Origin of the sequence: Rossellomorea vietnamensis (genome assembly GCF_001305855.1) — a bacterium.
Lineage (GTDB): Bacteria > Bacillota > Bacilli > Bacillales > Bacillaceae_B > Rossellomorea > Rossellomorea vietnamensis_A.
The window spans coordinates 1-602 of the sequence record NZ_LIXZ01000078.1 but is presented as its reverse complement, the minus strand read 5'-3'; the positions used below and the strand labels follow the sequence as shown (position 1 = coordinate 602).

The 602-nt window shown below is 69.8% G+C and carries 1 protein-coding gene; it reads right to left on the bottom strand.

Annotated elements, in window-relative coordinates; genetic code table 11:
• Positions 1-82 precede the first annotated feature (82 nt).
• Positions 83-602, bottom strand: a 520-nt coding sequence (locus AM506_RS23585) for a c-type cytochrome (protein ID WP_152968659.1), incomplete at its 5' end; no start/stop codon positions are given.

Sequence of the window (602 nt, the reverse complement as noted above, 5' to 3'; positions counted from 1 at the left end):
CCCCACGCACGCTACGGCAAATATGCCAGGGGCGGCCCGAAGGCCGCCCCGACTGTGTGCAGATGCGCTGACCGAGACGGTCTCAGTGCAGGCCCAGCACGTAGTTGGCCACGGCCTCCATGTCGGCATCGCTCATCTTGCTGGTGATGTCGCGCATGATGTTGGCCGGATCATTGGCCCGCTCGCCGGAGGCGAAGGCCTGCAGGGTGGCCAGGGTGTACTCGGGATGCTGGCCGGAGAGCGCCGGGTAGACGGCGGTGCCGATGCCCTGGCCGGTGGGGGTGTGGCAGGCGGCGCAGGCCGGGATGCCCTTGGCCATGTCGCCGGCGCGATACAGTTCGCGGCCGCGGGCGACCAGCGCCTCGTCCGGGTCGGCCTGGCCCAGGGCCGCGTCCTTGTCGGCATAGAACTTGGCTACGTCCCAGGCGTCCTGGTCGGAGAAGTTGTCGACCTGGCCGGCCATCTGCGGCACCACGCGATTGCCGTCGCGGATGTCCATGATCTGCTTGGCCAGGTAGGAGGCCTGCTGACCCGCCAGGTTGGGGAAGGCGCCGGTGGGACTGATGCCCTCCTGGCCGTGACATGCCGCACAGGCGGCGGCC